The organism is Streptomyces sp. NPDC056486 (assembly GCF_042795295.1).
In the GTDB taxonomy this organism is placed as follows: Bacteria; Actinomycetota; Actinomycetes; order Streptomycetales; family Streptomycetaceae; genus Streptomyces.
This window is the reverse complement of the sequence record NZ_JBHTSF010000093.1, coordinates 29,759-36,975: the sequence shown is the minus strand read 5'-3', so window position 1 is coordinate 36,975 and position 7,217 is coordinate 29,759. Positions and strand designations below refer to the sequence as shown.

Below are 7,217 nucleotides of genomic sequence, written 5' to 3'. Positions count from 1 at the left end.
GCGTACTGCGTACGGGCTGGATAACCGGTGCGGGGGCCAGGGAGGACCAGGCCGCCGGGTGGTCGTTGAAAGCGGTGCGCGGGTCGGTGGACCAGCCCACGACCGGGCCGACGTCCTGGTGGAGCAGGCTGATCACCTCGATGCCCTGATTGTGTCGGCAGAGACCGTGTCCCTCGCACATCGTGTCGCTTTACACCGGGTCTGGGCCTTCGACTCGTGTCGCGTTGCGGTGACCCATCGTGTCCCTTTTTCCTGTAGGGGTTGCATGACTGAGATCACGCTCCCTGCGGAGCAGGCGCCCGGTTCAACTTGCCAGGCGCTGGAGCCATTCGCGGAGCAGTGCCGTCTCGGTGTCTCGCAGAGGCAACCCGGCGCCCGCAGCCGGGGGCTTGGTGGTGAGCGCGGTTTCCAGTGCGGCGTCGAGGGCGAGTGCGCGCGAGGCCAGGTCCGCCCCGGATGAGGCGGGCGGGTCCGTGGTGATCGAGGCGATGACGGTGTCCCGCAGCCGTGCCGACGTGGTCAGGTCCCGTTCCGGCGGTTCTTCGCCGATCAGTGCCAGCGTGGCGCCCGTTGTCGCCGCGTGGATGACGCGGGTCGCCTGTGCCACCGGAACCCGCAGGCGCCCGGCGTCGGCCGCCCGGCCCAGCAGTGTCACCAGCAGTGCGTGCGCCTCGTCCGCGGCCGGGGGGCGCCGCCCGGGCTGCACAGTGCCGTACATGAGCATGTAGAACGCGGGGTGCCGCACTCCGAAGTCGACGTGCAGGTCCCAGCCGCGGTAGAGGTCGGCCACCGGGTCGTCGGGGGTCAGTGCCAGTGCCTCCCGTTTCTCGGCCAGGTACATCTCGAACCCGTAGGCGGCCAGCTCGGCCAGGAGTCCGTCCTTGTCGTCGAACATCCGGTACAGCGCGGGGGCCGTGATGCCCGCGGCTGCGGCGACAGCGCGCGTGGAGACCGCTTCGCTGCCGCCCTCCTCCAAAAGCTTGGCGGCCACCTGCAGCACCTGGCGCCGCGCGGCGCGTCGTCCCTCGTTCATGGAACAACGATATCTCATTTTGCGTATCGTCGCCCTATCGATGCTACTGTTTTAACCGGAACGGCGATCCATGCTGTTGGTGGTCGACCCGGGCCGTCGGCCCTCACTCGTGGAGCTGTGCGGCCGACCGCCGCAGCCGGCACTTCGTCGTCCGCCCGCGCCACCGAACACGCCGCCATCGCGGCAGGAGAGGAACACCCATGTCCGATATCTCGATCGTCGTCGCGTCGCATTCCGGCTACGGCCACACCGCGCAGATCGCCACGGCCGTCGAAGACGGCGCGCGCTCCATCGCCGGGACGCAGGTCCACCGCCTGGACGTCGCCTCCCTCAGCGACGCCGACTGGGAACTGATGGACGCCGCGGACGCCATCATCTTCGGTACCCCCACCTACATGGGCACCGCGTCCGGGGCGTTCCACGCTTTCGCCGAGGCCAGCAGCAAGCGGTGGATGACCCGCGCCTGGAGCGACAAGCTCGCGGCGGGATTCACCAACTCCGGCTCCATGAGCGGCGACAAGCTGCACACCCTGCAGTACCTCTCGCTCCTGGCGGCCCAGCACGGAATGCTCTGGGTGAGCCTGAACCTTCTGCCGGGCTGGAACACCACCACCTCCAGCCCCCAGGACGACAACCGTCTCGGCTTCTACCTCGGCGCGGGCGCGCAGAGCTTCAACGACACCCCCGCGGTCCACGACGCGGACCTGAACACCGCCCGCCACCTCGGCCGGCGCGTCGCCGAGCACACCCGCATCCACCGCGCCGGACTGGCCGCCGCAGCGCACTGACACAACGGTTCGCCAGAAATTGCCTTCCAGATTTCTGTCAGAGGAGTACGTCATGCAGCACCGGACCCTGGGAAGCCAGGGCCTTGAGGTCTCGGCGATCGGCTACGGCGCGATGGGCCTGACCATGGCCTACGGACCCACCGACGAGGAGGCCGGCGTCGCCGCCCTCCGCCGCGCCCACGACCTGGGCGTCACCTTCTTCGACACCGCCGAGATGTACGGCTGGGGCACCGGATCCAACGAGATCCTGGTCGGCAAGGCGGTCAGGGACTTCCGCGACGACGTGGTCCTGGCCACCAAGTTCGGGGTCGACATGTCCGTGCCCCCGGAGCAGATCGGCGGCCCTCTCAACAGCCGGCCCGACAACATCCGCAAGGTCGCCGACTACAGCCTGCGCTACCTCGGCGTGGATCACATCGACGTCTTCTACCAGCACCGCGTCGACCCCGAGGTGTCCATCGAGGAGGTCGCGGGTACCGTCAAGGAGCTGATCGACGCGGGCAAGGTGAAGTACTTCGGCCTCAGCGAGGCTGGACCCGAGACGATCCGCAAGGCGCACGCCGTGCAGCCGGTCTCCGTCCTGCAGACCGAGTACTCCTTGTTCGAACGGGACACCGAGCAGCTCTTCCCCACCCTGGACGAACTCGGCATCGGCTTCGTCGCCTACTCCCCCCTCGGCCGCGGGTTCATCACCGGCACCGCCAAGCCCGCCGGCCAGTACGAAGCCACCGACATACGCAACATCGACCCGCGCTGGCAGCCGGGCAACTTCGAGAAGAACATCGAAGCCGTCGACCGGCTCGCCGAGCTCGCGGCGGCCAAGGGCGCCAGCGTCTCCCAGCTCGCCCTGGCTTGGCTCCTGACCCGGGGCGAGCACATCGTGCCCATCCCCGGCACCCGCAGCCCAAAGCGCATCGAGGAAAATACCGCCGCCGCCGACCTCACCCTCACCGACACCGACCTCAGGGCCATCGACGAGATCCTGCCCCAGGGCGGCTTCGGCGCCCGCTATGCCGGGGGACACGTGCCCACCTGGATCTGAGATGCGCCCCGGTACAGATGCCACTCAGGTCAGCTCCGGTGGAATCAGCGCAGGGCGGCGGGCAGGCGGCGAATGTTGCTGAGGGCCGCGGCCTGTTGCCGTAGACGCACGATCTCGTCGTGCTGTGCGGCCAGGCGCGAGAGGGCCAGTTCCTTGAACGTGGTGAGCTCGGCAATGGTCTCGTCTCGCTGAGCCAGGCGTTCCTTGAGCTCGGTGACCTTGGCCTTGAGCCGATCGATCTGCGCGGTCCGCGGGTCGATGACCTCTCCGGCCTCCCGCAGAGTACGAAGGCGCCGCTCGAACTCTTCGGCGAGGTGCTGGTAGGGGCCGGGGCGGGTCGTGCCGTCACGGTTCTTCTTCGGGTAGAACGCGGTGCGGGTCACACCGGCTTCGGCGGCCAGTGTCTTCAAGTCGCAGCCGCCGCCGGGCGGGAGGTCACCCCTCAGGAGCCGGTCCATCGCGACCCGGATGGCCTCTTCGTTGCGGCGGCGTTCGGCACTACTGATCTGTCCCACGCGGTCCTCCGTGATCTGCGGCGTCGATCGCGGCGACGATGTGCTCGGCACGTTCGACTTCGACCATCAGCCGTGCCCGTTCGGTCTTCTGCCCTCGTCCGATCTTGCTGATGAAGGCTCGTCCGCTGAGGGCCGCGGTCGCCCATGCGTCGCGGTGGCAGGGGTGGTGGGTGGCCTGCGGGCAGCGGGATGAGTCACACATGCCGGCCAGCGGCCGACTGCGGTCGGAGCTGTCGGCGAGCTTGAGGCACAGGGCCTTGTCCGGGTCGAGGAACCAGCAGTAGTTCACGAGCCCCAGGTGCAGGGCGCCCGCCCGATGGGCCAGCAAGTTGATCACTTCTTGGTCGCTGTGTCTGACCGCCGGAGCGGCAACGTCCAGTTCCTCCAGTTGGCGCTCGACGCTGGCGAAGAAGGCCAGCAGGTCCCGGGCGCCGGGGCCGGACGGACGACGGCCGGCCTGGTAGTCGCGGAACGCCCGCAGGGTCAGGGACAGGTTGCGGGACTCTTCTTCCTTGCCGACCTCGGCCAGGAAGACGGCCTGGGCGCCGCCGGGGCGGTTGGCATATCCCTCGGTGGTGGTGACGGATAGGTGCTTGAGCTGCAGCTTCGCCGCGAACAGGCCGCCGGGCCGGTGGGCGAGTTCGACGGCCAGGGTGCGGCGCAGGATGCGCGGGGTGATGGCGTCGTCGGGCAGGCGGGGCAGGCCCAGGCGCTGTCCCTCGTCGCTGTTGACCCACGCCCGCAGCTCCCTGTAACGGCGGCACAGGTCGAGGTGGACGGGAAAGAGATGCGTGGCACCGGGATCCGCGAGCCGACAGGCAACGCCGGCGGCCTCGTATGCCTCGGCCACCACGACCCATTCGTCCCAACTCCCGCCGTGACCACGGCCTTTGACGACCTTGCTCTTCAAGCGGTGCCGCACCCGGTTGGTGCCGTAGGAGGAGGGCGCAAGCTGGCAGTCCAGGGGCAGCTCGACCAGCTCGCTGGTCCGCATGCCGCTCAGCGCGGCGATCGTGAGGATGCAGGCCGTGCGGATGTGGCCGAGCAGCCGCGCCAGCCCGGCCTGGGTGATCGGCAGAGTCCAGGGGACCTTGCCGGTGCTATCCGCGCGGGTGACCAGGTCCGCCTGCTGGCCCCAGCGCGGCTCGATGCCCACCTGCGCGATGGCCTGCTCCAACAGTGGGCGTACGGCGGCGGTGCGCGGGTCGTACAGGAAGCCGGGGCCCGGCCGGAAGGGATTGCCGCTGCGCGTCCGCACGCCGCCCTCCAGAGCAAGCGCCGCGAAGTTGACGTGCAGCAGCGGGTCCGCGGAATTCCAGCCGTGGGTGAGTTTGGAGCGGACCGCCCGCTCCTCGTCCTGTTCGAGGGGCTCCCCGGAGGCCAGGTGGGCGCGAACGGCCTGCTCGAACCGGGCCGTTGTGGCGGTGCGGACCGGCCCCGGCGACTGGGGCTGCGAGGTATCGCACGTCGTGCGCAGGGCGAGTGCCGGCGGAGCGATGGTGTGGATGAGGAACAGGGTGGCGGTCAGCAGGGGGTTCATGACCTCGGCGCGGGCCGGAGGCGTCTTGTTCTCGCCGCTGTTTTTCGACACCCCGGCGACGAGGTGGGCGAGTTGCCCTCCCCAGGGACGAAAGCCGCTCGGGTAGCGGTCCGTGGTGAACAACTCACCGTAGTCCGCGATTTCCTGCAACACCTGCACCACGACCAGTTGTGAGGATCCCTCACCGGACCGGGCCGTGTCGGCATCCCGGCCGGCGCACCGGTATGCGAGGTGCACGGTGCAGTGATGCTGGGTCACCTCCTCCAGCGAGGTCACGCCCTGGGCGGTCAGGCAGTTCAGCCACCGGGTCAGCTGCTGGAACCGGTCATGGCAGGTCCGCACCGTGCGCGGCACCCGGTGCGCGGAGGGAAGGACGCGGACGCGTTCGTGTGCGGGGGAACACAGTGCCGTCAGGTACTCCTTGGCCAGGATGCGCCAGCGCGGATGGTGAATCTCGCGGAAGTCCCAGATCAGCACGCCGCGGGAAATGGAGCGGGGCAGTTGGTCGACCACGGTGAAGTCCCAGCGGTCCTGTTCGAAGCGCGGGCCGAGCTGACCGCGCCGCACCGGCAGTCCCGCGACGGTGCAGATGTCCGCCCCGGCGAACGCAGGCTCTGGCCGCGCTCGCGCAGGCTCGACGAGGTTCATTCGGTGTACTCCTCGGGGCGCAGCGGCAGTTCGCTGTCGCAGTCGGTCACCTGCGCGGCGGCATGCTGCAGCGCGCGTTCCTCGAAGCAGGCAGGGGTGAGCAGTTCGTCCAGCCGCTGTGCGTAGGGGCCGAAGACGCTGAGGAACGCTGCGGCGGGCATCAGGCGCCACTGCCGGGCGAAGTACGCCCGCAGCCGCATCAGATTGGGCAGGTGGCGGGGAGCGAACACGGCCAGCGGACACAGCAGACACACCCACGGCCTCGCCGGACACGGCCGGCCCGCAGGCCCGTGCAGTCCCGACAGCTGATCCGCGCAACTGGCCGCGAACACATCCCGCTCTCCACCCAGCAGTTCGCCCAGCGCCGCATCATCCAATCGCAGCTCACGAGCCGCCTGGGGGAAGTCGCGGACGAAGCCCGCGAGGTCCTCGTGGGCGGTAACCACCGGGGCCTGCGGGTGGGCCCGGCGGACCAGATCACGCTGGGCGTCCTCGATCACGTTCTCCGTGGCGGCCTTCTGCACCGGACTCTGCCCGGCAAGGTAGTGGTCGCCCTCCACGGCCGGGGTGTGGTTGGGGTCGATCGTGGCCCGGCTGCTGCCGCGCCAGGACGTCCGGTCCCGCGATGCCTCAACGGTGGTCCGGATCCGGTGCAGATGGATCCGCAGGGGCTGTCCGGCATCGTCGACGAGCTGGTACGTCCGTACCCACGCGGCCCGCGCATCGCTCTCGAACCGGCCCGCCGACCAGCCGCTGCCACAGCCCGACCAGTAGCGCAGCCACAGCTGCTCCCGCAGATCCGGCGGAGCGAACCGCCGGGCGACGGCAAAATGCTCAAGCCACTGCTTCAGCAGGCGCACCCCAGGCCGCGACAGCGTCAACGACTCCCGGCTGGTACGGCCCTTGACGTAGTCGAGCAGCACCGCACCATCGCCGCTCCACCGCACGTCTCCAAGGCCAAGGTCCGCGAGACCATCCGGGACGATACCGGTACGGATCCCGAACAGCAGCCGGTAGGCGAAGGCCACCGACGCTCTGGGAAACAAGGCGGACACCGCCTCCGGAGCGCCACCTGGGTAGAAGTCGCCCACCCGCCAGGTGCGCCCTTGGTAGCCGTGGCGCGAGGATCTGCCCAGGGCCTGCGGACCATGGCGCAGCAGGGAGAACTGGATGTTCTCGCGCGACAGACCGTTGGCCAGATCCCGGCCCCGCGCCGCGTCCCGCAGCGCCTGCCGGTGCGCGTCCCACGCCTGAGCCACCGCCTCCTCGGCCGACGCGGTCAGCGCCTTCCACTCCCGAACGGAGTAGGCGGGCAACGGGCGCCGCTTGCGGCTCAGACGCGGCTGAAAAGTCCGCCCGTCCACCATGCGCCGCACATCCGGGGCGAGCACGCCGTCGAGATCGTCTAAGCGCCGCAGCAGCGCACGGTCATGCGCCTCATGCCGGTTGTCCCGTCCCATCCAGTACTCGGCCAGCACCGACCGGGTGAGCGCCCGCGCATCTCCCGTGAAACCCAACTGGTGCAGACCGCGCAGCAGATGGTGAATGCCGCCCAAGCGGCCCTTGACCGTGCCCGCGGTGCCCAGACCACCGTGCGGCACGACCAGATCCGCCAGGGCCCGCAGCAGCTGCCGCGCCAGCACCGGCAGCA

General features: G+C 69.7%; 6 protein-coding genes and 1 pseudogene. 2 read left to right on the top strand and 5 right to left on the bottom strand.

Annotation, left to right across the window (positions count from 1 at the left end; translation table 11 throughout):
• A pseudogene (locus tag ACFQ7F_RS30060) lies at nt 1-181 on the bottom strand (hypothetical protein); the annotation flags it as partial.
• A gap of 123 nt (nt 182-304) precedes the next feature.
• A complete protein-coding gene (locus ACFQ7F_RS30055) occupies nt 305-1,033 on the bottom strand; it encodes a TetR/AcrR family transcriptional regulator (protein ID WP_383276857.1) in 729 nt (242 codons plus the stop codon).
• A 200-nt stretch (nt 1,034-1,233) separates the two neighbouring features.
• Between ACFQ7F_RS30055 and ACFQ7F_RS30050 the strand changes: the two genes are divergently transcribed.
• A complete protein-coding gene (locus ACFQ7F_RS30050) occupies nt 1,234-1,821 on the top strand; it encodes a flavodoxin family protein (RefSeq protein ID WP_383276854.1) in 588 nt (195 codons plus the stop codon).
• Between the two features lie 52 nt (nt 1,822-1,873).
• On the top strand, nt 1,874-2,863 hold the full coding sequence (locus ACFQ7F_RS30045; RefSeq protein WP_383276851.1) for an aldo/keto reductase: 990 nt from the start codon (nt 1,874-1,876) through the stop codon (nt 2,861-2,863).
• Between the two features lie 44 nt (nt 2,864-2,907).
• Here the strand turns inward: ACFQ7F_RS30045 and ACFQ7F_RS30040 are convergent, their stop codons facing one another.
• The 3 genes from ACFQ7F_RS30040 to ACFQ7F_RS30030 are packed head-to-tail and all read right to left on the bottom strand — an operon-like array spanning nt 2,908 to nt 7,209.
• On the bottom strand, nt 2,908-3,378 hold the full coding sequence (locus tag ACFQ7F_RS30040; protein WP_383276848.1) for a hypothetical protein: 471 nt from the start codon (nt 3,376-3,378) through the stop codon (nt 2,908-2,910).
• Nucleotides 3,362-5,566, bottom strand: coding sequence for a site-specific integrase (locus ACFQ7F_RS30035; RefSeq protein WP_383276845.1), 2,205 nt, complete (start codon nt 5,564-5,566; stop codon nt 3,362-3,364). Before ACFQ7F_RS30035 ends, ACFQ7F_RS30040 begins: the two co-directional genes overlap by 17 nt.
• Nucleotides 5,563-7,209 (bottom strand): hypothetical protein, encoded by a 1,647-nt coding sequence (locus ACFQ7F_RS30030; RefSeq protein WP_383276842.1) that lies wholly within the window; start codon nt 7,207-7,209, stop codon nt 5,563-5,565. The genes ACFQ7F_RS30035 and ACFQ7F_RS30030 overlap by 4 nt, the downstream gene beginning before the upstream one ends.
• Nucleotides 7,210-7,217: the final 8 nt, after the last annotated feature.

Bases quoted from the DNA above. Each gene is read 5' to 3' on its own strand.
- ACFQ7F_RS30050 (WP_383276854.1), top strand. From the start codon at position 1,234: ATGTCCGATATCTCGATCGTCGTCGCGTCGCATTCCGGCTACGGCCAC.
- ACFQ7F_RS30055 (WP_383276857.1), bottom strand. From the start codon at position 1,033: ATGAACGAGGGACGACGCGCCGCGCGGCGCCAGGTGCTGCAGGTGGCC.
- ACFQ7F_RS30035 (WP_383276845.1), bottom strand. From the start codon at position 5,566: ATGAACCTCGTCGAGCCTGCGCGAGCGCGGCCAGAGCCTGCGTTCGCC.
- ACFQ7F_RS30045 (WP_383276851.1), top strand. From the start codon at position 1,874: ATGCAGCACCGGACCCTGGGAAGCCAGGGCCTTGAGGTCTCGGCGATC.